At 72.5% G+C, this 22,719-nt stretch carries 24 protein-coding genes; 13 read left to right on the top strand and 11 right to left on the bottom strand.

Going from position 1 to position 22,719, the window contains the following annotated elements:
* The first annotated feature begins 819 nt into the window (after nt 1-819).
* Nucleotides 820-2,088: an Ig-like domain-containing protein gene (locus tag ACIBD9_RS24325; RefSeq protein WP_396721109.1), complete on the top strand. Its 1,269-nt coding sequence runs from the start codon at nt 820-822 to the stop codon at nt 2,086-2,088.
* Nucleotides 2,089-2,354: 266 nt separating this feature from the next.
* Here ACIBD9_RS24325 and ACIBD9_RS24320 read toward each other — a convergent pair whose 3' ends face one another.
* Nucleotides 2,355-3,371, bottom strand: coding sequence for an SMP-30/gluconolactonase/LRE family protein (locus ACIBD9_RS24320; RefSeq protein WP_396721108.1), 1,017 nt, complete (start codon nt 3,369-3,371; stop codon nt 2,355-2,357).
* A 183-nt stretch (nt 3,372-3,554) separates the two neighbouring features.
* On the opposite strand from ACIBD9_RS24320, the gene ACIBD9_RS24315 reads away from it, so the two are divergent.
* Entirely contained in the window at nt 3,555-3,941 is a 387-nt protein-coding gene (locus ACIBD9_RS24315) for an STAS domain-containing protein (RefSeq protein WP_396721107.1), read from the top strand.
* Nucleotides 3,942-4,025: 84 nt separating this feature from the next.
* Here the strand turns inward: ACIBD9_RS24315 and ACIBD9_RS24310 are convergent, their stop codons facing one another.
* Nucleotides 4,026-4,418 (bottom strand): FKBP-type peptidyl-prolyl cis-trans isomerase, encoded by a 393-nt coding sequence (locus ACIBD9_RS24310; protein WP_387169650.1) that lies wholly within the window; start codon nt 4,416-4,418, stop codon nt 4,026-4,028.
* A 272-nt stretch (nt 4,419-4,690) separates the two neighbouring features.
* Here ACIBD9_RS24310 and ACIBD9_RS24305 point away from each other — a divergent pair, with 272 nt between their 5' ends.
* Nucleotides 4,691-5,647, top strand: coding sequence for a TerC/Alx family metal homeostasis membrane protein (locus ACIBD9_RS24305; RefSeq protein WP_396721106.1), 957 nt, complete (start codon nt 4,691-4,693; stop codon nt 5,645-5,647).
* 114 nt (nt 5,648-5,761) lie between these two features.
* Here the strand turns inward: ACIBD9_RS24305 and ACIBD9_RS24300 are convergent, their stop codons facing one another.
* From ACIBD9_RS24300 to ACIBD9_RS24280, 5 genes are read right to left on the bottom strand one after another with little or no spacing between them, the layout of a single operon-like run.
* The gene (locus tag ACIBD9_RS24300) at nt 5,762-6,487 is read right to left on the bottom strand and encodes a helical backbone metal receptor (protein WP_396721203.1); all 726 of its coding nucleotides are present in this window, start codon (nt 6,485-6,487) and stop codon (nt 5,762-5,764) included.
* Between the two features lie 49 nt (nt 6,488-6,536).
* Nucleotides 6,537-7,097, bottom strand: a complete 561-nt coding sequence (locus ACIBD9_RS24295; protein ID WP_396721104.1) for a hypothetical protein — start codon at nt 7,095-7,097, stop codon at nt 6,537-6,539.
* The gene (locus ACIBD9_RS24290; protein WP_396721102.1) at nt 7,094-7,615 is read right to left on the bottom strand and encodes a DUF6286 domain-containing protein; all 522 of its coding nucleotides are present in this window, start codon (nt 7,613-7,615) and stop codon (nt 7,094-7,096) included. The genes ACIBD9_RS24295 and ACIBD9_RS24290 overlap by 4 nt, the downstream gene beginning before the upstream one ends.
* Before the next feature lies 1 nt (nt 7,616).
* On the bottom strand, nt 7,617-7,979 hold the full coding sequence (locus tag ACIBD9_RS24285) for an Asp23/Gls24 family envelope stress response protein (RefSeq protein ID WP_396721100.1): 363 nt from the start codon (nt 7,977-7,979) through the stop codon (nt 7,617-7,619).
* Nucleotides 7,980-7,993: 14 nt separating this feature from the next.
* A complete protein-coding gene (locus ACIBD9_RS24280; protein ID WP_396721099.1) occupies nt 7,994-8,182 on the bottom strand; it encodes a hypothetical protein in 189 nt (62 codons plus the stop codon).
* A gap of 163 nt (nt 8,183-8,345) precedes the next feature.
* On the opposite strand from ACIBD9_RS24280, the gene ACIBD9_RS24275 reads away from it, so the two are divergent.
* Both ACIBD9_RS24275 and ACIBD9_RS24270 read left to right on the top strand, forming a co-directional pair.
* Nucleotides 8,346-9,221: a hypothetical protein gene (locus ACIBD9_RS24275; protein WP_396721097.1), complete on the top strand. Its 876-nt coding sequence runs from the start codon at nt 8,346-8,348 to the stop codon at nt 9,219-9,221.
* A gap of 296 nt (nt 9,222-9,517) precedes the next feature.
* The gene (locus ACIBD9_RS24270; protein WP_396721095.1) at nt 9,518-10,777 is read left to right on the top strand and encodes a hypothetical protein; all 1,260 of its coding nucleotides are present in this window, start codon (nt 9,518-9,520) and stop codon (nt 10,775-10,777) included.
* Between the two features lie 125 nt (nt 10,778-10,902).
* Here ACIBD9_RS24270 and ACIBD9_RS24265 read toward each other — a convergent pair whose 3' ends face one another.
* Together ACIBD9_RS24265 and ACIBD9_RS24260 are read right to left on the bottom strand one after the other, a co-directional pair.
* The gene (locus tag ACIBD9_RS24265) at nt 10,903-11,250 is read right to left on the bottom strand and encodes an Lsr2 family protein (protein WP_091397759.1); all 348 of its coding nucleotides are present in this window, start codon (nt 11,248-11,250) and stop codon (nt 10,903-10,905) included.
* A 144-nt stretch (nt 11,251-11,394) separates the two neighbouring features.
* Nucleotides 11,395-12,003, bottom strand: coding sequence for a response regulator (locus tag ACIBD9_RS24260; RefSeq protein ID WP_396721093.1), 609 nt, complete (start codon nt 12,001-12,003; stop codon nt 11,395-11,397).
* A gap of 98 nt (nt 12,004-12,101) precedes the next feature.
* On the opposite strand from ACIBD9_RS24260, the gene ACIBD9_RS24255 reads away from it, so the two are divergent.
* The 4 genes from ACIBD9_RS24255 to ACIBD9_RS24240 all read left to right on the top strand — a co-directional run bounded on the left by ACIBD9_RS24255 (nt 12,102) and on the right by ACIBD9_RS24240 (nt 16,782).
* Entirely contained in the window at nt 12,102-12,821 is a 720-nt protein-coding gene (locus ACIBD9_RS24255) for a sensor histidine kinase (protein WP_396721092.1), read from the top strand.
* Nucleotides 12,822-12,904: 83 nt separating this feature from the next.
* On the top strand, nt 12,905-13,774 hold the full coding sequence (locus tag ACIBD9_RS24250; RefSeq protein ID WP_396721091.1) for a manganese catalase family protein: 870 nt from the start codon (nt 12,905-12,907) through the stop codon (nt 13,772-13,774).
* Between the two features lie 141 nt (nt 13,775-13,915).
* The gene (gene lon / locus ACIBD9_RS24245) at nt 13,916-16,246 is read left to right on the top strand and encodes an endopeptidase La (protein ID WP_396721090.1); all 2,331 of its coding nucleotides are present in this window, start codon (nt 13,916-13,918) and stop codon (nt 16,244-16,246) included.
* Between the two features lie 131 nt (nt 16,247-16,377).
* Nucleotides 16,378-16,782 (top strand): DoxX family protein, encoded by a 405-nt coding sequence (locus tag ACIBD9_RS24240; protein ID WP_396721088.1) that lies wholly within the window; start codon nt 16,378-16,380, stop codon nt 16,780-16,782.
* Between the two features lie 45 nt (nt 16,783-16,827).
* Here ACIBD9_RS24240 and ACIBD9_RS24235 read toward each other — a convergent pair whose 3' ends face one another.
* Together ACIBD9_RS24235 and ACIBD9_RS24230 are read right to left on the bottom strand one after the other, a co-directional pair.
* Nucleotides 16,828-18,561 carry a DEAD/DEAH box helicase gene (locus ACIBD9_RS24235; RefSeq protein WP_396721087.1) on the bottom strand — a complete coding sequence of 578 codons (1,734 nt, stop codon included), beginning with the start codon at nt 18,559-18,561 and terminating at the stop codon, nt 16,828-16,830.
* A gap of 105 nt (nt 18,562-18,666) precedes the next feature.
* On the bottom strand, nt 18,667-19,593 hold the full coding sequence (locus ACIBD9_RS24230) for a hypothetical protein (protein ID WP_396721086.1): 927 nt from the start codon (nt 19,591-19,593) through the stop codon (nt 18,667-18,669).
* A gap of 132 nt (nt 19,594-19,725) precedes the next feature.
* Here ACIBD9_RS24230 and ACIBD9_RS24225 point away from each other — a divergent pair, with 132 nt between their 5' ends.
* From ACIBD9_RS24225 to ACIBD9_RS24210, 4 genes are all read left to right on the top strand, one after another.
* Nucleotides 19,726-20,880 carry a sensor histidine kinase gene (locus ACIBD9_RS24225; protein ID WP_396721085.1) on the top strand — a complete coding sequence of 385 codons (1,155 nt, stop codon included), beginning with the start codon at nt 19,726-19,728 and terminating at the stop codon, nt 20,878-20,880.
* Nucleotides 20,877-21,482, top strand: coding sequence for a DNA-binding response regulator (locus tag ACIBD9_RS24220; RefSeq protein ID WP_396721083.1), 606 nt, complete (start codon nt 20,877-20,879; stop codon nt 21,480-21,482). The genes ACIBD9_RS24225 and ACIBD9_RS24220 overlap by 4 nt, the downstream gene beginning before the upstream one ends.
* Nucleotides 21,483-21,518: 36 nt before the next feature.
* Nucleotides 21,519-22,037: a 2'-5' RNA ligase family protein gene (locus tag ACIBD9_RS24215; RefSeq protein WP_396721082.1), complete on the top strand. Its 519-nt coding sequence runs from the start codon at nt 21,519-21,521 to the stop codon at nt 22,035-22,037.
* 248 nt (nt 22,038-22,285) lie between these two features.
* Complete coding sequence (locus ACIBD9_RS24210; protein ID WP_396721081.1) at nt 22,286-22,672, top strand: hypothetical protein; 387 nt, start codon at nt 22,286-22,288, stop codon at nt 22,670-22,672.
* The last annotated feature ends 47 nt before the right edge of the window (nt 22,673-22,719 follow it).

The following is a 22,719-nucleotide window of genomic DNA, read 5'->3' as shown; positions in this document are numbered from 1 at the left end:
CGTCGGCGGCGGTCGACCTGACTGCCGTCTGCCGGGCGCGCCGAACTGGCCGGAGGCGGGCTCCGGCTGGACGGTGTGGGACGGCGCGCGGGTGCGGCCCGGACCCATCGGGAGCGGAACGCGGCGACCCGGCAGAGGTGGCGGCAAGTTGATCGACGAATGGGCAACCCTCTATCTAGATCGAGACCTTACCCTTGCCCCCGGACGAAGGCAAAGCTTCGTCGCGTTCGGCAGAAGTTTCGCTCCAACTGACAAAAGTCCGCCCACGAGGTGCGCCACCGGGCGTGACCTTCTACTTCCCGCGCCAACCGCGCCGCGCGCCATCCGCCCCGCCCGGCCTCGCCCGCCGTCGCCGGCCCGGCCCGTCGCCGCCGGCCCTGCCCGCCGTCGCCGGCCCGGCCTCGCCCGGCCCGCCCGGCCCGGCGGGCCGGGCTGGCGCATGATCCACTCGGGTTCATGGAAGTCGCGGTATCCCTGACGTTCGGATGCCACGACTTCCTGGAACCCGAGTGGATCACGAACCGGATCGACCGCACCAGCACACATGGAACGGACAAACGTCGCGCGGATGTCCGTAGGCGGTGAGAGGCCCACCATCGGTTGCCACCACCGGCCCGGCATCCGGACAGTCGACGTCGCGTCGCTCAAGCGGAACAAAGCGCACGACACGGGTCGGTTGAACGCCGGTTCCGCCAACTGGAACATTGTCGGAGAATGCGCCGGTAAATGCGCCGACGATTATTTCCGAAATGCCGCTAATGACCCCGTGAAGCGGGCAAGAATGTGGCGGAGGGAAGTCGAAAACGGGGGGATTGAAACATGACGTCTAGGCGGCGATTGACGCTGTTGGCGGTAACCATCGCAGCCGCACCACTCGCCCTGGGTGCGTGCACCGTCGACCGGGGGTCGGCGACCGGCTCGGCCAAGAAGCACGCCGCCCCGCCGGAGCTCGCCGTGACACCGGGGGACAAGACCCGGGACGTCCCGGTCAGCGCCGAGCTGGGCACCGTGGTCAAGGGCGGGCGGGTCACCGGCGTACGCCTCACCGACGACAAGGGCAAGCAGGTCAACGCCGAGCCGCGCGAGGACGGCTCCGGCTGGGTGCCGAGCGCTCCGCTGCAACCACGACGGACCTACACCGCCGAGGTGACCGCGACCGGTGACTCCGGTGCCACCACCACCCGCACCACCACGTTCACGACGATGGCCAAATCGACCAAGCCGCAGATCACCAGCACCCTCTATTTCAACGGCAATCGGACGTACGGCACGGCGATGCCGGTAACGGTGGCGTTCGACCCGGGAATTCCGAAAGAGGCCAGAGCGGATGTCCAGCGACGGTTGTTCGTAAAGACCAATCCGCCGCAGCCGGGCACCTGGTCGTGGCTTGAGGATGGAAGTCAGGTCTATTACCGGGCACCCGATTTCTGGAAGCCAGGTACCACCATCAGCGTCCGGGCCGGTCTGGAGGGTCTGCCGATCGGAAAGGACCGGGTCGGCGACGCCGAGCGGACCGCGACCTCCAAGATCGGACGACAGGTCTCGCTGGAGATCGACAACGCCACCAAGCAGATGACCGTGCTGCGCGACGGCAAGCAGGTCCGCCGGATCCCGGTCAGCCTGGGTAAGCCGAGCACGCCGAGTTCCAGCGGCAAGATGGTGATCATGGAGAAGCACGAGCGGGTCACCTTCGACACCCGGGGTGAGCCGGACGGTGGGTACGTGGTCGACGTCGACGACGCCCAGCGCTACACCTGGGGTGGTGAGTTCATCCACTCCGCCCCCTGGTCGGAGGGGGACCAGGGCAACACCAACGTGTCGCACGGTTGCGCGAACGTCTCCGCCACGGCGGCCAACTGGTTGATGGGGGTGACGCAGGTCGGTGACCTGGTCACCGTCAAGGGCACCGAGGTGGAGCTACAGCCGGGCAACGGTTGGACCGCCTGGAACGTGAGCTGGGACGAGTTCGCCCGGGGCAGCGCCCTGCCGGTGCCGCCCGGGCTCAAGCCCGCCCCGGTCGCCCCGGCGCACCCGGGCGCGGTGGCCGGCGGCTCACCCGCACCGGCACCCTCGGTCAGCGGCCGCTGAGTAACCGCCTACGGCAAGAACGAGGCCGGCCCGCCACGACGGCGGACCGGCCTCGTCGCCGTCTGACGATCGCTGGCCCAGCCGCGACCACACAGGCGGAGCCGCGCCCAGGAACGCCACCTGTCAGCTCGATGCCGCCGGTCAACCCAACGCCGCCGGTCAACTCAACGGCGCCGGTAAGCGCCAACGCCACCGGTCAGCCCAACGCCGCCGGTCGCCGCCGGGCGCCCTTTCGGCGACCGGCGCGGCGTCCGTGGCTCCGGCCATCACCCCAGGGGTACGCGGGCCACCCCGGAGCCGGTCAGGCTGCCCAGCCATAGCTGGTCGCCGTGCTGGCGTACCCCGGTGATCATCGAGTAGTGCCCGTTCGGACCGTGCAGCGTTCGGCGGACCGTGCCCGCGCCGTCGACCAGCGCGACCAGCGCGTAGCGGCGTGGCTGCGGCTGCATCGCGTCGGGCAGCAGGGCGGCGATCTGGCGCAGCCGTGGGTGGGGCAGCAGGCGTTCGGCGATCGGCACCCGTGGGCTGGGCAGCGCGATCCAGTACGTTCCGTCGCCCACCGAGGTGAGGTTGTCCGGGTAGGCGGGCAGGTCGGCGAGGACCCGCACACCTCCGCCCAGCTCGACGCGCAGCAGGCGGTGGGTGCTGGTCTCCACCAGCATCAGCGCCGACTCGTCCGGGGTCAGCGCGATCCCGTTGGGGAAGTACAGCCCGTCGGTCACCACCTCGGTACGGCCGCTGCCCGGGTGGTGGGCCAGCACCCGACCGTTGGGGCGGTGCTCCAGCAGGTCCCGCTTCCAGTGGGACACCGGAAACCGGTCGGAGCTGTCAGTGAAGTAGATGGTGCCGTCGCGGCCCACCGTCGCGTTGTTGGCCAGGTGGACCGGGGGTCCCGTTCCGGTCAGTTCGCGTACCGCGCCGTCCGGGGTGACCCGCAGCAACCCGCGGTACGCGTCGCAGACCACCAGGGCCTCGCCGGACGGGTCCAGCTCGATGCCGAGCGGCCGGCCACCGGTCTCGGCCAGTAGTTGGGGTGGGGTGCCGGCCGAGGCGTCGACCGGCCACCACCAGAGCCGACCGTCCTCGTCGCCACTGATCACCCGTCCGGCGCGGTCGACCAGCACGTCCTCCGGGCCGACGGCGCCCGCGGGGAGGGGTAGCAGCTCGGCCTCGTCGAGCCGGTGGTCGGTGGGGGCCCATGCCCCGGTCAGCGCCGGAGGGCTGGTCGCCGGCTCGCGGACGGGACGGATCAGCCGGGGCGGCCGGGGCCGGGGGATCAGCATCGGCCTATTCTCCACCCCGGTCTCGGTCGAACCCCGGGTTCCGCGCCCGCGCGGCGCGCCGCCCGGGGCCCCCGACTCCACCCCGAGAGGGAGGTGGGGCGCCTCGGGGTATGCCCCTGGGAGTACCCGGAATCACTCCGCGGAGGGGCGAAAGTGTCGGGGGTGGCGGCTAGATTTCTGGGCATGGAAGAGCACAGCGATCGGCTCGACGTGCAGGTCAGCGTGGGTGACCAGATGGTCCTCGTGCGGGTGGCCGGCGAGATCGACATCGCCACGGTGGCCGCGTTCCGGTCCGCGCTGTGGTCAGCGCCGGCCCGCCCGGTGCTCCAACTGGAGATGTCCGGGCTGCGGCTGCTCTCCGCCGCTGGCGTTCGCACGCTGCTCGCCGCGCATCTGCGCGTGCGGGCCTGCGGTGGCGAGTTGGTCCTGGTCGACCCGAGCCCGATGGTGGCGCGGGTGCTGCGCGTCAGCGGGCTGCACCGCGTGATGCCGATTCTGGAGCTGGCCTCGCCGATCGAGGCCGCGCGTCGCCCGGTGGTCGCGACCACCGACCTGCAACTGGCCGCCTGATCCCGGCCGACGAGGCCGGCCCGCACGGTCATACCCGGGCGCGGCGCGGGGCCGCCGGTGTGGGCCGGCGACCCCGACAAACGGTCAGCTCACGCCGAGCAGGTCGACGACGAAGACCAGCGTCTCGCCCGGCTTGATGACGCCGCCGGCGCCCCGGTCGCCGTACCCCAGGTGCGGCGGGATGGTCAGGCGGCGGCGACCGCCGACCCGCATGCCGGCGACGCCCTGGTCCCAGCCGGCGATGACCTGACCGCCGCCGAGCGGAAAGTCGAACGCCTCGCCCCGGTTCCACGACGAGTCGAACTCCGCGCCGGTGGAGTGCGATACGCCGACGTAGTGCACGCTGACCAGCTGGCCCGGCTCGGCCTGCGGGCCGTCGCCCACGGTGATGTCCTCGATCACGAGGTCGGCCGGCGGTGCACCCTCGATCGGACCAACCTCGGGCTTGCCCGAACGGGCGCCTGCTGCCTGGTTCATGCGGGGATCTCCTGCCGTGTTGGGTGATGTGTCCGGTCACCGTCGATCCTGCCGGATCACCCGTCACCGATGTGCGGCGGACCCGCCACCTGCTCCGCAGCCCAGCGACACGCCGGTGGTGCGGAGAGCGGGGCCCGCGCCCGCTCGGGCGGCCGGGACGGACCCGGAGAGCGACCGAGCCGACTTCGTCGGACCGCCAGATGCCGGGTCGGACGTTCACCTAGGCTCGAAAAAGGCCGGCCGGCCTGGTAACGGGCGGTGTGCGGTGGTCGATGCGGAGGGCCTCGGTGGCTGAGGCGACGGTCGCGGTCCCGCTGTGGGCCTGGGCGGCGGTCGGCGCGGTGATCGCGATGCTGCTCGCCGTGGACGTGCTCCTGCACCGGGACAACCACGTCATCGAGCTCCGCGAGGCACTGCTGTGGAGCGCCGTCTGGATCGGCGCGGGCCTGCTGTTCGGGTTGGTGGTCTGGTGGAGCCTCGGCGGCGACCCGGCCGTCGCGTACTTCTCCGGCTACCTGCTGGAGAAGGCGCTCTCGGTGGACAACGTGTTCGTCTTCGCGCTCCTCTTCGGCTACTTCCAGGTGCCGTCGGGCTACCAGCACAAGGTGCTCTTCTGGGGTGTGGTGGGCGCGCTCGTCTTCCGGCTCCTGTTCATCTTCGCCGGTGCCGAGCTGCTGGACCGGCTCGCCTGGGCCGGGTTCGTGCTGGGCGGGTTCCTGATCTGGACCGGCTGGCGACTGGCCGTACGCGGAAAGCCGGACGTCGACCCGGAACGCAACGTCGTGGTCCGGCTGTTCCGTCGGCTGGTGCCCACCGACCCCCGGTACCACGACGACCGGTTCACCGCCCGGGTGGCCGACCGACGCGTGGCCACGTTGCTGCTGGTGGCGCTCGTCGCCATCGAGGCCACCGACGTGGTCTTCGCCATCGACTCGGTGGCGGCGATCCTCGCCATCACCACCAACACCTTCCTGGTCTGGACGGCCACCGCGTTCGCCGTCCTGGGGCTGCGCAGCCTCTACTTCTGCCTCGCCGGTCTGCTGCGACACTTCGGCTACCTGCGGTACGGGCTCGCGCTGCTGCTGGCCTTCGCCGGGCTGAAGCTGATTCTCGCCGAGACGCCGGTGGGCAAGCTGCCGGTCTGGTTGACCCTGGCCGTGGTGGTGCTGACCCTGGCGGTCTCCATCGGCGCCAGCACCCTGGCCGCCCGCCGCCGACCCGACGGCTGAGCCGCCGAGCCGCCGGGCCGAGTCGCTGAGCCGCCGGACGAGCCGTCGGGCCGAGTCGCTGAGCCGCCGGACGAGCCGTCGGGCCGCGTTTCGACCGCCGGGTGGCGGCCGGGGTCAGCCGACCAGCACCGGCCGGGACAGCTGGTCGGCGAGCAGTGCGGGCGCCTCGGCCAGGGACGGGCCGTACCAGGTGAGGTGCCGCCCGGAGAGCAGGGCGCACGGTACGCCGGGAAACGCCTCCGGCCCGTCGTCGGCGGTGAACCGGTACGGCTCGTCGGGCAGCACCACCAGCTCGGGCTTCCGTTCGCGCAGCTCGGTCAACGTCGGGCGGGGATAGCGCTCGGAATGCTCGTCGTAGGTGTTGACCACGCCGAGGCGGCGCAGCACGTCACCGGCGAACGTGTCACCGCCGAGCACCACCCACGGCCGACGCCAGACCGGCACCACCGCGCGGCGGGTCGGCGCCAGTCGAGGTGGCGTGGCCCACGCACGCCGGGCGGCCCGCAGCCAGGCCGGCTCCGTCGGCGCACCCAGTTCGGTCAGCAGCTCGCCCAGCTCGGTCAACGCACCGGGAACGGTCCGCGGGTAGGTGACCCGCACCGGTACGCCGGCCGCCCGCAGTGCCTCGGCGTCGGCCCGGCGGTTCTCCTCCACGTTCAGCAGCACCAGGTCCGGTCGCAGCGCGCGCACCCGGTCCAGGTCGGGGTACTTGCTGCCGCCGACCCGGGCCACGTCGAGACCGGCCGGGTGGCTGCACCAGTCGGTGGCTCCGACCAGCACTCCCGGCACGGTCAGCGCCACCGCCTCGGTCAGGGACGGCACCAGCGACACCACCCGCACCCGCGTACCTCCGTTCGCCACCGGCACCGATCATGCCCTGCGGGCCGGGTCAGGGGTGGCCGGGCTCGATGCGGGCGGTCACGTCGAGGTGGGCGGGCTGGCAGTCGGTCGTCGCCGCGAATCGGCGGACGGCGGCGCGAACGTGCTCGCGTACGCCGGCGGCCGGCGCGTCGGCGGTGAGGTCCACGCGGATCCACACGTCGGGGTGCGGTGGCGCGCCGGTGAGCACCACCCGGGCCCGGCGTACCCCGGGGTTGCCGGTCAGGTCGCGCACCAGCGCGTCGGCGAGGACGTCGGCGGCCACCCGGGTGCGGCCCGGCCGGCGTCCGGGGTGGCTCAGGACGCCGCGCAGCGTGCCGTCCGGGCCCCGCAGCTCCCGGACCAGCAGGCGCTGCCCGGCCAGTGCGAACAACGTCCCGGCGACCGCCGCGGCGAGGGTGCTCCACGGCGCGGCCAACCGCCACCGGTCGACCAGCTCGGCGCTGAGCAGCATCGCCGCCGGGTCAGCGCCGGGCAGCGTGCCGAAGCTGGCCGCCAGCGCCGTCGCGCCGCTCGCCACCAGCAGCAGCGCGATGATGGTCCACAACAGTCGGTGCCCGGCGTTGGTCACGCCGGCCGCCGCCGAGGCAGCAGCCGGACGTCGATCCGGGCGGGGCGGGGTGCGGTGAGGCGGTGCAACTCCTGGTGCACGGCGAACTCAATCTCCGCCCGGGCGGCCGGGTCGCCGGTCGCGCGGACCCGGGGACGCCACTGGCCGTCGCGTCGTCGGACCCGCACCCGCGCGCGAAGGACGCCCGGCACCGCGCTGGCGGCGTCGGCGAGCCGCCGCTCCACACAGCGTCGGTGCAGGTGCCAGCCGTCGCGTTCGTCGGTGCGCAGGCGGACCGGTGTCCAGCGGCGCAGTTGGGCGACGAGGAGGGCCAGGCCCAGCAGGAGCGCCCCGCCGGCGACGGCCCGGACCGTGGGGTCACGCCACCGGGTGCCGCTCAGCGCGTCGAACCAGCCGGTGGTGTCGAGCAGCGTCGGGCGGTGCAGGGTGAGCAGCAACGCCTGGACGGCCGTCGCCGTGCCGCCGAGAAGCAGGGCGGTGGCCAGCAGCACCGAGGCGACCCGGTTGGCGGTGCGCATCTCAGCCGTCCTCCGGTGCGGCGGTGCCGACTGCGGAGGAATCGACCCCGGGGACGAGCAGGTCGTCCACGGTGACGGTCACCACCGCTACGCTGAGCCCGGTCTGGGCGGCCACCCGCTCGGCGACCACCGCCCGGACCGTTTCGGCGATCGTCGGCACGCTGTGTCCGTACCAGGTGATCAGGTGCAGGTCGAGTCCGACGGACCGGTCATCCAGGCGGACCGCCGCCGGGCGGACGACGGACACGCCCGGCACGAGGCTGGCCGCCTGCACCGCGATCCGTGCGACGTCCCCCGCGTCGCCCGGGCGACGCCCCGAACCGGTCGTCCCGGCGGCCAGTCCGGTGCTGGGGTTCGTCCCCATGGACGGGCGGGTGGTCATCGGCGTCGCCGAGCGTCGGTGCGGTCGCCGAGACCGGTCACCGCCAGGTCGCCGTCGAGCACCCGGACGACCAGCCAGCCGAGCAGGCCGGCGAGCACGGCGAGGGCGGCCACCCCGACGCCGGCGAGCGCCGAGACCGCCACGGCGAGGAACCCGGCGAGGAAGCCGAACTGCTGTCGCGACATGGTCACCTCCGGGCCGGTCCGGTACCGGCGTCGCTGGATACACCCGTCGACCATCCCTGGAACATCGGCGCTGCTGTGATCCCGGTCACATCAGAAGTCGGTGGCCCATGATCGACCACCTAGACTCGGCCCGGCTCGACCGACCGGCGGATGGATCAGGCAAATGACGAGCATCGGGAGCGACGACCGCGGTTGGCTGCGGGCGATGCCCGCCGAGGCGGGGCGCGACGCGCTGCTCAGCCGCGCCGGCCACCGGGTCCTGTCGGCACGCCGGCTCAGTGAGCTGGTCCAGGGTCGCCCACCCGGTGTCACCGGCAGCCAGTGGACCTCGGCGAGCCGCGCCAGCTTCGACTTCGTGGTCTACGCCGCCGACACCGGCCGTCCGGTCGTCGCCGTGGAGATCGGCCCGGAGCCGTCACCCGGCTCGGCGGAGCAGCGCGTGGAGCGACTCAAGGACGCGGTGAGCGCCGCCGCCGGCCTGCCCGTGCTGCGGATCGGTTCGCCGACCCTGCGGGCCGCCGAGCACGGCCGCCGCCTGGTCGAGTACGTGATCGACGCGCGCAGTTACGCCGACGGCGGGACCACCGGCGACGAGACCGAACCGGCGCCGGTGGGCTTCCGGGACATCCTCGGCCGGCTGCCAGACGGGCGTACCGGGCCGGTCAACGACCTCGGTGCGCTGACCCGCGCGGCGGCGGTCGAGGCGTACGTGGCCGGGCAGGTGGCCGACCCGATCGTGCGAGGGCTGCACGTCCGCTGGGTGGACGGGCCGGCGCAGGGGTGGAGCTGGGTGCAGGTACGCCCCGACGCCTGCCTCGTCGAGCGGGTCTCGGTGACCGAACACCGCTTCTCCTGCGGTGTCGACGCGGCCCGGCTGGCCGAGGATCTCGCCGCCGTCGCCGTGGGCGAGCGACTGCGGGAGAACGCTGTCGCGGACCTGCTGCCCCGCACCGAGTGGACCGCGCAGATCGCCGCGCTGAGCCAGCGCCGCCACGAACTGGTCGGTGGGTTCGCCTTCGACCACCTCTGCGCCGACTGACCGGCGCCCGTTTCACCTGCTGATCCCTGCTCCGCACCGGCTCCGTGCCGGGCCGCGGCAATTTCCTGTGCGTCAGTTGAACCTTCCCGGCCGCCGCCCCGTACTCCTGCGCGAATGAACAGGATCTCCCCAACCGCGCTCCCGGGCGCGGGAGACGGTGCGGAAAGGGCATCGTCGGCCATCGACGCATTACCGGGTAGGTCACGGTGGGTCCCCACCGCGGCGTGCCACCTCAAACATCCGTCGGTCCGCCGAGGGCAGAAATCCACTACCGGATCGAGAAGGAGAGCAATTCGATGCGCAGGTCCACTCGGGCGCGCCGGCCTTCCGGCAACGCGCGGAGCAAGCGTCTGCTGGCAGTTGTCGGCACGCTCGCGGTCTTCGGCGGAGTTGTCGCCGTGACTCAGATTTCGTCGGCCCAGGACCGGCGGACAAATAAGCCACGTCCGGCTGCGGGGCAGTGCGTGGAGCCGAGCCCGGGCGCGACCGCGCCGACTGGTGCCGGCTCGACCAGCCGGACCTGGCAGAACGGTCGGTGGGTGCGTAATCACTGGGGTGACGGACAGCAGTCGGTCCCCGAGTGCGAGGACGGCAAGGACGGCACCGTGGGCACCGGCACGGCCGTCGCCTGTCCGGATGTGGCGGCCAAACTGCCGCAGGTGCCGGACCGGGCGCGGGCCGAGGTGGACCGCAACCTCGCCCAGTTGCAGACCCAGATCGCCGAGGCGGACCGCCGGCTGGCCGCCGAGGGCAGCAAGGGTGAGGCGTTCATCCGCAGCGCGATCCTCCAGCCGCTGGCCGGCAAGCGGCGCGCCGTGCTGGACCGGATCACGACCGCCATCGACCGGGTCGGACCCCGGCCGCAGGGCCTCGCGCAGCTCGCCGAGTGCCAGGTGCAGCCCACCACCCCCGGTGGCGGCAACAACGGCGGCGGCAGCACGCCCACCACCACCCCCGGTGGCGGCAACAACGGCGGTGGCAACAACGGTGGTGGCACCGAGCCCGGCGCCGGGCTGGGCGTGCTCGCCAACGACTGCGACGAGAGCCGGCTCCAGCCGCACGACGGTTTCCAGAACGGCAACCGCTGCGTGAGCACCGAGTTCGGTGAGGTCGGCGCGGCGGCCAACAACCCGTCGCTGCTGATCACCCAGTTCCCCGAGCAGGTAGGCCAGAACCAGCCCTTCACCCTGCGGGTCAGCACCCGCAACCTGATCCGGGACCGCTTCCTGGCCGCCGGCCAGGGTGGCTACTACGTGGAGAGCTCGCTGCTCAACGACCAGGGCCTGGTCCGCGGTCACTTCCACACCGCCTGCCGGATGCTGGACAGCCTGACCGCTCCGCCGGAGCCGCAGGAGGTGCCCGCGTTCTTCGTCGCGACCGAGGACGGCCGCGGTGGCGCCCAGCCCGACGAGGTGACGATCCAGATTCCGGGTCTGCCGGAGTCGGGTACCGCCCAGTGCTCCGTCTGGGCCGGTGACGGCTCGCACCGCCTGCCGATGATGGAGCGGGCCAACCAGACCCCCGCCTTCGACTCGGTGCGCATCGACGTCAACTGAGCTGACGTACCAACGGCGGCCGGTCACCCGGGGCGACAGCCCGGGGTGGCCGGCCGCCGCGTCACGTCGGTGCCCGGACATACGACGGGGCCCCGCCGTTTCCGGCGGGGCCCCGTCGAGTCGCGTCAGCGGCTCTTGTATGCCTCGACGACCTCAACCGGGATCCGGCCGCGCTCGGAAATCTTGTAGCCGTTCTTGACGGCCCATTCCCGGATGGCCCGGTTCTGCTCCCGATCCATTCCCGCGCCGGCGGGTCGCCCCGGCCGTCGGACTGAACGGGTGCTCTCCACCGGGCCGCGCCCGATCCGCCGACCCGCATTGATGTACGGATCGAGCGCCTTGCGCAGGACGCCGGCATTCTCGTCGGAGACATCGATCGTGTAGGCCACGCCGTCGAGACTGAACTCGACCGTCCGGTCGGCCTTCCCACCGTCGAGGTCGTCGGTCAGGACCGTGATTACTTTTCTCGCCATTGCCGATTACTCCCTGTGTGCGGCGGGATGTGTCCAAAGTCTGACCTATCACCCCGGTAATCCGCAACAATATGCCTTCCATTCATTCGGCGCGTCGCGATTCCGTTACCGAGCAAAACCGTGAATCGGCCCGATGACGAGGCGTCATTCCCCGAGGATGCCGCTGTGACCCGCGATGGCGGCCGCCTCGGCCCGGTTCGAGACCCGCAACTTGCGCAGCAACGCGGCGGTCATCCGTTTCACCGTCCGTTCCGAGACGTGCAGTTCTTCGGCGATGTCGACGGTGCTGCGACCGCCGGCGATCGCCCGCAGCAGCCGCCGTTCCTCGCCGTCCAGGTCGACGGGCGCGGAGCGGGTGGGCCGCAACATGGCGCGCAGCAGTTCGGCCGGCAGCACCGCCCAGCCGTCGAGGATGGCCAGCAGCGGCGGCAGCAGTTCCTCGGCTTCGCTGGTCTTGGGCAGGAACCCCTCGGCGCCGGCGCGCAGCGCCTCCACCGCCGGCCCGGGGTCGGCGGAACCGGACATCGCGACCACCCGTACCCGTGGGGTGGTCCGCCGGATCGCGGCCACCGCCCGGATGCCGCCGGGCGGCGGCATGTGCAGGTCGACCAGGGCCAGGTCGGGGCAGCAGTTGCTGACCAGCGCCGCGGCCGCGGCGGCGTCGCCGGTCGAGGCGACCACCTCGGCGCGACCGTTGGTGGTGATCGGGAGCAGCAACTCCAGGCCGCGGACGAACAGGGGGTGATCGTCCACGACGACGAGTCGCAAGGTGGAGGCTCCCGGCATGTCTGGGCCGTTCCCCAGCGGGTACCGATCATGCGGGTTCGCACCGAACGAGGGGAGTCGGGTGGATGCGCGTACGGCACGGTTTGCGGGACCTGTTGCGAGGGTTGCACCACATCGAACCGACACCCGGCGAGAGGCGACCGACGGAGGCCGACTCGGACCTGCTGCTGCGGGTGCTGTGCCACGAGTTCCGGACGCCGATCACCACCCTGACCTCACTGACCCGCGCGCTGGCCGACGAGCGTCGAGAGCTGACCAGCGACGACCGTCGGGCGATCACTGAGCTGGCCCGCGACCAGGCAGCCCACCTGCAGAGCCTGCTGCGCGACGCGACCGCCGGCACCGGCGTGCTGACGCCGCCCCCGCAGCCGGAGCCGGCCGTCCCGCTGGCGGGCATCCTGCGGGAGGCCGCCGCGCTGGTGCCGGTCGGCCGCCGGCGGGCGCGGGCCACCCGACGGGCGGCCTCCTGCCCGGTGCCGGCCGGACGAACCCGACAGGTGCTGGTCAACCTCGTGGAGAACGCGTTGCGGCACGGGCCACCGGACGGACAGGTCGGGCTCTACGCCACCCTGCGCGGCCCCGGGCTGAGCATCCTGGTCACCGACGAGGGGCGGGTCGACGACGCGTTGCTGGTCGCGCTGCGGCGTCCGGCGCCGGCCGTCGGGATGTCCGGCCTGGGTCTGTGGATCGCGCGGCAGCTCGTCGCGACGGACGGGGGAGCGTTGCGGGCGTACCGGCTGCGGCCCCGTGGAGTGGCGCTGGAGGTGCTGCTGCCGCTGCGCTGACCCGGGCGGGACACCGGTTGGCCCGCTCGGGTCAGCAGGGCGGGAACGGCCTCGCTACCTGTTTCTGGTACCGAGGAGGTTGGATGTTCAGCCACGTCAAGGATCTGCAGTTCGAGGCCAAACCGGACGGCCCGGACGCGGCGTTCGCCCGGCGGTTGCAGGAGGTGCTGGGCGGCAAGTGGGGCGAGATGACCGTCGCCAACCAGTATCTCTTCCAGGGTTGGAACTGCCGGCTGCCCGGCAAGTACAAGGATCTGCTGCTCGATGTCGGCACCGAGGAGATGGGCCACGTCGAGATGATCGTCACGATGATCACCCGACTGTTGGACAACGCGCCGCTGTCGCTGACCGAGGGGATCGCGGAGGACCCCGGAGGCGCCGCGACCTACGCCGGTGAGAACCCGGCGCACTTCATCCACGGCGGTGGTGGCGCCCTGCCGGCCGACTCGAACGGGGTGCCCTGGAACGGCTCGTTCATCACCGCCAGCGGCAACCTGTTGGCCGACTTCCAGCTCAACGTCACCGCCGAGGCGCAGGGTCGGCTCCAGGTCGCCCGGTTGTTCCACATGACCGACGACCCGGGCGTCAAGCAGATGCTGCGCTTCCTGCTGGCCCGCGACACGATGCACCAGAACATGTGGCTGGCGGCGATCGAGCAGCTCAAGGAGGACGGGCTGGAGGAGATGCCGGTGCCGGAGGCGTTCCCGGACTCGGGCGAACTCACCGAGGAGTACGGCTACACGTACCTGGGTTTCTCCTCGGGCACCGACGCCGCCCAGGGGCGCTGGGCCTCCGGGCCCTCGCCGGACGGCAAGGGCGAGTTCCGGTACGACGACAACCCCCGGGCGAACGCGCCGGAACCGGTGCTGCCCCCGGGTGACCCTCGCCTCTACGGCACCAACCCGGGGGTGGTCGGCTCGGTGGTGAACACGGTGAAGGGCAAGCTCACCTGAGGCGTCTCGTCGGGTCGCCCGCCGGTCCCGGGCGACCCGACGGACCGGGCGGAAGAGTGGTCTGGGTCACAGGCCGGAACAAGGGGAACGCTTTGTTACTTGAGTGAGACACGCTCAACTCAACGCGATAGCAGGTGTTCGATGGCAACTCTTCCGGTACTTCCCCTGACCGACGCCGTGCTGCTGCCCGGCATGGTCATCCCGGTGACCCTCGACCCCACCACCCAGGCCGCGATCGACGCGGCGCGGGCGACCGGCGACCGCAAGCTGCTGGCCGTGCCGCGCATCGACGGCGAGTACGGGCCGGTCGGCGTGGTCGCCACCATCGAGAAGGTCGGCCGGCTCCCCGAGGGTGAGCCCGCCGCCGTCATCCGCGGCCTGTCCCGGGCCCGGATCGGCTCCGGCGTGCCCGGCCCCGGCGCCGCCCTCTGGGTCGAGGCGACCGAACTCGACGAACCCGCCTACGCCGGACGGGCCCGGGAACTCGCCCGCGAGTACCGCGCCCTGGTGACCTCCGTGCTCCAGCAGCGTGGCGCCTGGCAGGTCATCGACGCGGTGGAGCGGATGACCGACCTCTCCGAGTTGGCCGACTCGGCCGGTTACGCGCCCTGGCTGACGCTGGAGCAGAAGAACGAGCTGCTCGCCGCACCGGACGTCACCGCCCGGCTGGAGCTGCTGGTCGGCTGGGTGAAGGACTACCTGGCCGAGCAGGAGGTCACCGAGCAGATCAACAGTGACGTCCGCGAGGGGCTGGAGAAGTCCCAGCGCGAGTTCCTGCTGCGTCAGCAGCTCGCCGCGATCCGCAAGGAGCTGGGCGAGGACGAGCCGGACGGCTCGGCCGACTACCGCTCCCGGGTCGAGTCCGCCGAGCTGCCGGAGAAGGTACGCGAGGCGGCCATGCGCGAGGTCGGGAAGCTGGAGCGGGCCAGTGACGCCTCCCCGGAGGCCGGCTGGATCCGTACCTGGCTGGACACCGTGCTCGAGATGCCGTGGGGCACGCGCACCGAGGACAACACCGACCTGGCCGCGGCCCGGGCGGTGCTCGACGCCGACCACGCCGGCCTGGCCGACGTGAAGGACCGCATCCTGGAGTACCTGGCGGTGCGCAACCGGCGTGCCGAGCGCAACCTCGGTGTGGTCGGCGGTCGCGGCTCCGGCGCGGTGCTCGCCCTCGCCGGTCCTCCCGGTGTAGGCAAGACCAGCCTCGGCGAGTCCGTGGCGCGGGCGCTCGGGCGCAACTTCGTCCGGGTATCGCTCGGCGGCGTCCGCGACGAGGCGGAGATCCGCGGGCACCGGCGCACCTACGTGGGGGCGCTGCCCGGTCGGATCGTCCGCGCGCTGCGCGAGGCCGGTTCGATGAACCCGGTCGTGCTCCTCGACGAGGTGGACAAGCTGGCCGCCGGCTACGCCGGTGACCCGGCCGCCGCCCTGCTGGAGGTGCTCGACCCGGCCCAGAACCACACCTTCCGGGACCACTACCTGGAGGTCGACCTCGACCTGTCCGACGTGCTCTTCCTGGCCACCGCCAACGTGGTGGAGTCCATCCCCGGCCCCCTGCTGGACCGGATGGAGCTGGTCACCCTGGACGGGTACACCGAGGACGAGAAGGTCGCCATCGCCCGTGACCACCTGCTGCCCCGGCAGCGGGAGCGGGCCGGGCTGACCGCGGACGAGGTCAGCGTCGCCGACGAGGCTCTCGCGCTGATCGCGGGGGAGTACACCCGGGAGGCCGGCGTCCGGCAGCTCGAGCGTGCCCTGGCCAAGATCCTGCGCAAGGTGGCGGTGGCGCTGGCGACGGACTCGACGCCGGTACGCGTCGGCACCGACAACCTCGCCGGCTACCTGGGGCGGCCGAAGTTCACCCCGGAATCGGCCGAGCGGACCGCCGTGCCCGGCGTGGCCACCGGCCTGGCCGTCACGGGCGCCGGTGGGGACGTGCTCTTCATCGAGGCGACCAGCATGGAGGGCGAGCCGGGGCTGACCCTGACCGGCCAGCTCGGTGACGTGATGAAGGAGTCGGCGCACATCGCGCTCTCCTACCTGCGCTCCAACGGGCGGCGGTTCGGCATCGACCCGAACGCCCTGGCGGGACGCCGGATCCACGTCCACTTCCCGGCGGGCGCGGTGCCCAAGGACGGCCCGAGCGCCGGCATCACCATGGTCACGGCCCTGGCGTCGCTGGTCACCGGTCGTCCGGTCCGCCCCGAGTTCGGGATGACCGGTGAGGTGACGCTCTCCGGTCGGGTGCTGCCGATCGGTGGGGTGAAGCAGAAGCTGCTCGCCGCGCACCGGGCCGGCCTCACCGAGGTGATCATCCCGGCGCGTAACGAGCCCGACCTGGACGACCTGCCGACCGAGGTGCGCGAGGCGCTGACCGTGCACACCCTGGCCGACGTGGCCGACGTGCTCGCCCTGGCGCTGCGCCCGGCCGACGTGAAGACGCTGGACGGTCCGGCGCTCTTCGCGGTCTGACGCTCCGACCATCCGGGCCCCCGCCGTCTTGCGACGGCGGGGGCCCTTCTGGTACGCGGGCGGAGGTCTACTGTCTCGTCTGCACCCTCGCCCACCTCTCCGCCGCGAGGCGGCCCCCTGGAGGAACCCCCGTGAACGTGGTGCTCTGGATCATTCAGATCCTGCTCGCCGCCGTCTTCGCCGGCGTCGGGCTGGCCAAGCTGAGCCAGCCCAAGGAGAAGTTGCGCGACGTGATGCGGTGGGTGGACCCGGTCCCGCCGTCGCAGGTCAAGTCGCTCGGCGCGGTCGAGCTGCTGGCCGCCGTCGGGCTCGTGCTGCCCGGCCTCGCCGGCATCGCCACCGTGCTCACCCCGCTCGCCGCCGTCGGGCTGGTCATCGTCATGATCGGCGGCATCCTGGTGCACCTGCGCGGCCGGAAGCAGCAGGCCACCCCGGAGGGGCGTCGCACCGAGATCCAGGGCGCGATCACCTGCGCGGTGCTGCTCGTCCTCGCCGCCGTGGTGGCCTGGGGCCGCTTCGGCCCGTACGCCCTCTGACCGGCGTCGGCGACCGTCGTACCCCGGCGGTCGCCGACGGCGTGCTCAGCGCTCGTCGCCCCCGCGGTCCCGGCGCACGGTGGCCTTGCGGCCCTTGATCGTGCTGGAGCGCAACCCGGAGATGACCTCGTCGGCCACCCCCTGCGGCACCTCCACCAGCGAGAACCGGTCGGCGATCTCGATGGAACCGATGTCCCGGCCGCGGATGCCGGTCTCCCCGGTGATCGCGCCGACCAGGTCCTGTGGGCGCACCCCGGCGCGTCGGCCCAGGCCGACGAAGACCTGGACGGTGTTGCCGCCGCCGGAGCGTGGCCGGCCACCGCCCCGCCGGTCGCCGCCCCGGCCACCGGTCTCCGGGCGACCCTCGCGCGGCCCGCGGACCGGAACCTGCGGGATCTCCTCCTCGTCGTCGGAGCCGGGCGACGTCACCTCGTGGGCCAGCTTCACGGCGGCGAGGGCGACCTCCATCAGGTCGAACTCGTCGGTCAACGTCTCCACGATCACCCGGAACGGGTCGAGGTCGTCCTCCAGCAGGCTCTCGCGCAGGGCCGCCTGGGTCAGCTCCAGCCGCCGGGTGCGCATGTCGGCCACGGTGGGGATCTTGTCGATGGTGATCCGTTGGCCGGTCACCCGCTCGATGGTCTTGAGCATCCGGTGCTCGCGCGGCTCGGCGAGGGTGATCGCCACACCCTCGCGGCCAGCCCGACCCACCCGACCGATCCGGTGCACGTACGACTCGGGGGCGGACGGCACGTCGTAGTTGACGACGTGGGTCAGCTGCTCGACGTCCAGCCCACGGGCCGCCACGTCAGTGGCCACCAGCAGGTCGGCCGTGCCCGCCCGCAGCCGGCCCATGACCCGGTCGCGCTGCTCCTGGCTCATGCCACCGTGCAGCGCCTCGGAGCGGTAGCCCCGACCGTTCATCGTCTCGGTCAACCGGTCGACCTCTTCCCGGCTGCGGCAGAACACGATCGCCGCGGTCGGGGACTCCACGTCCAACACCCGTCCCAGCGCGGCCGGCTTGTGCGCCCGGGTCACGATGTACGCGCTCTGCCGCACCCGGGGCGCCTCACCCGCGACCGTCTGCTCCCGGCCGATCTCGATCCGCACCGGCTCCCGCAGGTGCTGGCGGGCCATCCCGTCGATGCGCGACGGCATGGTGGCCGAGAAGAGCACCGTCTGACGCTGCGCCGGAGCGTGCTCCAGGATCGCCTCGATGTCCTCGGCGAAGCCCATGTCGAGCATCTCGTCGGCCTCGTCGAGCACCACCGTGGCCAACCCACCGAGGCGCAGGGTGCCCCGGGCGATGTGGTCGAGGGCCCGCCCGGGGGTGGCCACCACCACGTCGACACCGCTGTCCAGTGCCCGCAGCTGCCGCCCGATCGGCTGCCCACCGTAGATCGGCAGCACCCGCGCGCCGAGATCCTTGCCGTAGCGGTGGAACGCCTCGGAGACCTGCACCGCCAGCTCCCGGGTCGGCACCAGCACCAGCGCCACCGGGTCGCCGCCCTGGCGGTGGGCCGCCATGAGGTTCAGCAGTGGCAGCGCGAACGCAGCCGTCTTGCCGGTGCCGGTGGCCGCCTGACCCAGCAGGTCCCGACCCTCCAGCAGCGGTGGGATAGCCTCCCGCTGGATGGGGGTCGGCTCCTCGTACCCGAGGGCGGCGAGCGCGCCCAGCAGCTCGGCGCGCAGCCCGAGCTCGGTGAAGGCGCTCACCTCGTCGGTGCCGTCGGGGGTGGCGTCAATCGGTGCGTCGTGCTGTGCAGGTGCGGAACTCATGCGCCAAGCCTTTCATCACGCCGTCCGGGCCGTTGCGGCGACCGCCACAAGAGCGCTCCCCGAGCCCGTGCTGCGGCTGTTCCACCATCTCGGCGGCGGCCTCGGTCAGGCGTCGGTGGTCAGGATGGCCAGCACCATCACCGCGGCGAGGGCCACGTCGAGCACCACGCAGAACTCGGCGTAGCTGCGCGGCACCACCCGGCCGTTGTGGTGCGCCAGGTCCCAACCGGCGTGCGCCAACCACCCGAACGCCACCAGCCAGGCGGCGGTCCGCCCGCCGGCCACGACCGCGACGAGCGTCAGGGCGACCCAGACGGCCAGACCGGCGAGTTGGGTGGCGAGCACCCCCCGCCCGCCCAGCGTGCGGCGGACCATGCCGATCACCAGGTAGCCGCCGGGCAGCACCAGCATCGTCCACGGGCTGAGCACGCTCGGGTCGACCCACATGTCCACGGTCATCAGCAGCGCCAACCCGGCCGGCCAGCGGTGGGCGAGCGCCACCACGACCCGGTGTCGGCGTACCGGCGCCGGCGCCTCGTGTCGGTGCCGAACCGCCACCAGCACCATCGCGGGGATCATCAGCAGGTGCCCGCCGAGCAGCAGCGCGTCGGCGTCGATCAGGCCGGCCCAAAACGGCACGAGCAGCAGCAGGAACGGCACGTACATCGCGGCGGCCATCTCGCCGACCGCGGGCCAGCTGTGCGCCCGGTAGCGCATCCCCACCGTCATCCCGACGGTCATGTTCGTGGCCATCACCAGTGCGGCGACCTCCGGCCGGGCCAGCGCCTCGCCGACGCCCAGCGCGGTGCCGGCCAGCTCCCACAACGGCCCCAGCAGCAGCATCCCGGCGACCATCGCCAGGGCCATCTCGCCCAGGTGCCACAGCAGCCGCCGTTTGCTCTTGGCCGTTGCCGAGGCGGCCGGTGCCGCGGTGGTCGGTGTCGGGGTCGAGGGTGCCGGCTCGTCGGTGGGCAGGGGCGCGGGCGACGGTACGGCGGTGAGGCTGTCCGCGTACATCTGGTTGTTTTCCATGCCTCGACCCTGCCGGTGTCCCCGGGGTGGCCGGCAGACCCGTTCGTCACGGGAAAAGCGTGCGGACCGCACGGTCCGACCGTGACGGTTCGCAGGGGTGGACCGTGCGCGGGGCGGTCCTAGGATCAGTGCGTGGCGAGCGAGGCGGTGACTCCCCGGGCGGACCGCCGGTTGCGCCGCGCCCGGCGGGCGACGCTGGTGTCGCTGGCCACCGGTGTCTGGGCGAGCGTCCTGCTTCCGGCGGTCGGCCTGACCCGCGAGCCCGACCGGGGCCGCGTGGCGCTCGGCGCGGTCGGCATCCTCGCCTTCGTGATCGCCCAGACCGTCGTCCTGTACGCGGCCGTGACGCCGTGGCTCGACCCGCGCTGGCGGCGTCGCGCCGAGCTGAGCCTGGTCGGCGTGGCGGTGCTGACGGTTCCGCTGGTGGGTCCGGTGGCGGCCGGCAGGTGGCCGACGTGGGCCTGGCTCGGTGCGGCGCTGATCGGCATGACGCCGCTGCTGGTGCGCTGGCGGGCCGCGCTGGCGGTGGCGGTCGGCGTCCTGGCGGTGGCGGTCGCGGTGGCCTGGTGGACCGGCGGTTCCGTTCCGCGCCACCTCGCGGTGACCGGCGGGATCGGCGTGGCCGTGGCCGCCGTCAACGGGTTCCAGGTCTGGTTCTGGGACCTGCTCGTGGAGGCCCGGCAGGGCCAGGCCGCCCAGGCGCGGCTGGCCGCCGCCGAGGAGCGGCTGCGCTTCGCCCGCGATGTGCACGACGTGCTGGGGCACCGCCTCACGGTGATCGCGTTGAAGGCCGAACTCGCCGCCCGGCTCGCCCCGGTCGACCCGGAACGGGCCGGGAGGGAAGCCGCCGAGGTGCAACGCCTGGCCGCCTCCGCGCTCACCGAGGTACGCGAGACCGTGCACGGCTACCGGGCCGTCGACCTCGACGAACAGCTCACCGCGGTGGTGGGGGTGCTGCGCTCCTGCGGGGTGCGGTGCGAGGTTCTGCCACTGCCGGCGGACCTTCCGCAGCCCGCCGCGATCGAGCTGGCGGCGGTGCTGCGCGAGGCGAGCACCAACGTCCTGCGGCACAGCCGGGCCGACTGGTGCCGGATCCGCATCGACCGGGAGGATGACGTGGCCAGGATGACGGTGGCCAACGACGGCGCCGACGACCGTGGCCCGGACGCGCACAGCCACGGCCTGCGTGGGCTGGCCGACCGGCTCGCCGCTGCCGGGGGCGAGTTGCGGGTACGCCGGGAGGACACGATCTTCACCCTCGAAGCCACCGTTCCGGCGCCATCGTGATCCGCGTCCTGCTCGCCGACGACGAGGACCTGATCCGGGTCGCCGTCGCCGCGCTGCTCGGCCTGGAACCGGACATCGAGGTGGTGGCACACGCCGCCGATGGGAAGGCAGCCGTTACCGCTGCGCTGGCGCACCGTCCGGACGTGGCAGTGGTGGACCTGGAGATGCCCGGCCTGGACGGCATCGCGGTAGCCGCAGAACTGACCCGGGTCCGACCCGACTGCGCGGTGGTCGTACTGACCGGGCACGGTCGACCCGGGCACCTGCGCCAGGCGTTGACCGCCGGCGCCCGAGGGTTCCTGCCCAAGGGCTCGCCGGGTTGGGCGCTCGCCGACGTGATCCGTCGGGTGCACGCCGGAGGCCGCTACGTCGACCCGTCGCTGGCCGCCGACGCGTTGACTCTGCCTCCGTGCCCGCTGACCCCTCGGGAACTGGAGACGCTGCGGCTGGCCGAGGTCGGTGCCCCGGTCGCCGTGATTGCCCGTCGGGTGCACCTGTCCACCGGCACCGTGCGCAACCACCTCTCCGCCGCCGTGCAGAAGCTCGGCGCCGCCGACCGGGCCGAGGCCGTCCGCACCGCCCGGGACAACGGCTGGCTCTGACGTCGTCACCAGCGGCTACCCCGGTAGCGTGGCTGAATGCGTACGGTGGAACTGGTCTGCTCGCCCGACCTGGAGGTCGCGGTCCGGGCGGTCTGGGGCCGGCTGGCGGCCGCCGGTCTGCCGAGCCTGGCTCGCAACATCCATCCGACCAACCGGCCGCACCTCACCCTCGCCGCCGTCGACGAGTTCCCACCGGGGGTCGAGCACCGCCTGGCCGGGTTGTTCGACGCCGCGCTGCCGGTGCCGGTGACGCTCGACCGGGTCGTCGTCCTCGACGGCAGTGCCCCGCTGGTCTGGCTCGTCCGACCCACCCCGGAGCTGACCGCGCTGCACGCCGCCGTCTGGGACGTCCTCGCCGAAGCCGACGGACACCGCCCGTGGCACGCGCCCGACGTGTGGGTGCCGCACCTGAGCCTGGCCCTGCGGTTCCGCAACGCGGATCTGCGGCTGGCCCGCGCCGTCACCGGTGGGCAGCGCCCGACGGGCGACTTCGACGCCGCCCGCAGCTACGACGGCACGGACCGGTCAGTGACCCCGCTGACCCGACTACGGTAGGTCATTGGTGTGTCGCGTATGGGTCCTGACCTGGCCTTTTGCTAGCCGTCCGGCTTATGGTGGGCTTGCCTCAGCGTCGCGGAGTGGATTCGTTTCATCGCTGACCTGAGCAGGAGCGCATCTTCCGGGCGTCGCTGCGTCGATCAGTTCGCCGGAAGGGGGAGGAGCTGTGATCGGTGAACAGCGAACAGTCGACCCCGAGGAACCTCGACCCGGCCGATGTTCTGCATCACGCGGTGGAGTGGCGTATGGAGCTGCGCCTCAATGCTCTCGAACGGCTGATCGACGCCAAGCTGGCGAACATCACCACCAAGATTGAATCGCAGGCCGCGCAGGTCGAGCTGGCTCTCGCGGGGGCCGACAAGGCGGTTTCGAAGGCGGAGACCGCCACCGAGAAGCGCTTCGAGAGCGTCAACGAGTTCCGGCAGACTCTCTCCGACCAGACCAAGACGTTCATCGCCAGGGTCGAGTTTGAGGTGGTGCGGGACAGCCACTCCGTGCATCTCGCCGATCTGGCCAGTCGGCTGGACAAGATCGAGGGCAAGGGGGTCGGGCTCAACGCCGGGTGGGTCTATCTGGTCGGCGGGCTCACGATCGCCGCCACGGTGGTGGGCGTTGTCATGGCGTTCGCCTAGGCCGCCTCTCCTGGCGGGGGTGGTCGCCCGCCAGGCGCCCTCGCGGC

This window comes from Micromonospora sp. NPDC050784 (assembly GCF_044456765.1).
GTDB classification, from domain to species: domain Bacteria; phylum Actinomycetota; class Actinomycetes; order Mycobacteriales; family Micromonosporaceae; genus Micromonospora; species Micromonospora foliorum.
Note: the sequence above shows the minus strand (reverse complement) of the source record. Positions and strands in the feature narration are given on the sequence as shown.

Bases quoted from the DNA above. Each gene is read 5' to 3' on its own strand.
- ACIBD9_RS24285 (WP_396721100.1), bottom strand. From the start codon at position 7,979: ATGGGGACGAACCCCAGCACCGGACTGGCCGCCGGGACGACCGGTTCG.
- ACIBD9_RS24305 (WP_396721106.1), top strand. From the start codon at position 4,691: ATGCGGAGGGCCTCGGTGGCTGAGGCGACGGTCGCGGTCCCGCTGTGG.
- ACIBD9_RS24310 (WP_387169650.1), bottom strand. From the start codon at position 4,418: ATGAACCAGGCAGCAGGCGCCCGTTCGGGCAAGCCCGAGGTTGGTCCG.
- lon (WP_396721090.1), top strand. From the start codon at position 13,916: ATGGCAACTCTTCCGGTACTTCCCCTGACCGACGCCGTGCTGCTGCCC.
- ACIBD9_RS24320 (WP_396721108.1), bottom strand. From the start codon at position 3,371: ATGCTGATCCCCCGGCCCCGGCCGCCCCGGCTGATCCGTCCCGTCCGC.
- ACIBD9_RS24265 (WP_091397759.1), bottom strand. From the start codon at position 11,250: ATGGCGAGAAAAGTAATCACGGTCCTGACCGACGACCTCGACGGTGGG.
- ACIBD9_RS24290 (WP_396721102.1), bottom strand. From the start codon at position 7,615: ATGCGCACCGCCAACCGGGTCGCCTCGGTGCTGCTGGCCACCGCCCTG.
- ACIBD9_RS24210 (WP_396721081.1), top strand. From the start codon at position 22,286: ATGGAGCTGCGCCTCAATGCTCTCGAACGGCTGATCGACGCCAAGCTG.
- ACIBD9_RS24230 (WP_396721086.1), bottom strand. From the start codon at position 19,593: ATGGAAAACAACCAGATGTACGCGGACAGCCTCACCGCCGTACCGTCG.
- ACIBD9_RS24255 (WP_396721092.1), top strand. From the start codon at position 12,102: ATGCGCGTACGGCACGGTTTGCGGGACCTGTTGCGAGGGTTGCACCAC.
- ACIBD9_RS24215 (WP_396721082.1), top strand. From the start codon at position 21,519: ATGCGTACGGTGGAACTGGTCTGCTCGCCCGACCTGGAGGTCGCGGTC.
- ACIBD9_RS24315 (WP_396721107.1), top strand. From the start codon at position 3,555: ATGGAAGAGCACAGCGATCGGCTCGACGTGCAGGTCAGCGTGGGTGAC.
- ACIBD9_RS24235 (WP_396721087.1), bottom strand. From the start codon at position 18,561: ATGAGTTCCGCACCTGCACAGCACGACGCACCGATTGACGCCACCCCC.
- ACIBD9_RS24275 (WP_396721097.1), top strand. From the start codon at position 8,346: ATGACGAGCATCGGGAGCGACGACCGCGGTTGGCTGCGGGCGATGCCC.
- ACIBD9_RS24270 (WP_396721095.1), top strand. From the start codon at position 9,518: ATGCGCAGGTCCACTCGGGCGCGCCGGCCTTCCGGCAACGCGCGGAGC.
- ACIBD9_RS24250 (WP_396721091.1), top strand. From the start codon at position 12,905: ATGTTCAGCCACGTCAAGGATCTGCAGTTCGAGGCCAAACCGGACGGC.
- ACIBD9_RS24325 (WP_396721109.1), top strand. From the start codon at position 820: ATGACGTCTAGGCGGCGATTGACGCTGTTGGCGGTAACCATCGCAGCC.
- ACIBD9_RS24280 (WP_396721099.1), bottom strand. From the start codon at position 8,182: ATGTCGCGACAGCAGTTCGGCTTCCTCGCCGGGTTCCTCGCCGTGGCG.